This window comes from Streptomyces chisholmiae (genome assembly GCF_031845445.1).
In the GTDB taxonomy this organism is placed as follows: Bacteria; Actinomycetota; Actinomycetes; order Streptomycetales; family Streptomycetaceae; genus Streptomyces; species Streptomyces chisholmiae.
The window spans coordinates 1-422 of sequence record NZ_JAVREO010000245.1 but is presented as its reverse complement, the minus strand read 5'-3'; the positions used below and the strand labels follow the sequence as shown (position 1 = coordinate 422).

Here is a 422-nt window from a genome sequence, read left to right as displayed (position 1 = left end):
ATCATCGACCGCGTCAAGGCCGGCGTGATTCGTGAGATCAGCGATGTGCGCGATGAAACCGGCCTTGCCGGTATGAAGCTGACCATTGATCTCAAGCGCGGCGTAGACCCGGAGAAGCTCATGCAGAAGCTTTTCCGTATCACGCCGCTGGAGGATACGTTTTCCTGCAACTTCAATGTGTTGATCGCCGGAGTGCCGCGCGTGCTGGGTGTGAAAGAGCTGCTCAATGAATGGATCGCCTTCCGCGTAGAATGCGTGCGTAGGCGCACTTTTTACGATCTGACCAAGAGCAAGGATAAGCTGCATTTATTGCAGGGCCTTGCGAAAATCCTGCTGGATATCGACAAGGCGATCCGGATCATCCGCCAGACGGAGGAGGAGAGCGAGGTTGTCCCCAACCTGATGATCGGATTCGGCAGAAT

The 422-nt window shown here is 55.2% G+C and carries 1 protein-coding gene; it reads left to right on the top strand.

Annotation, left to right across the window (positions count from 1 at the left end):
* The coding region (locus RM844_RS33025) for a DNA gyrase subunit A (protein WP_311671110.1) at positions 1–422 on the top strand (422 nt) is incomplete at both ends.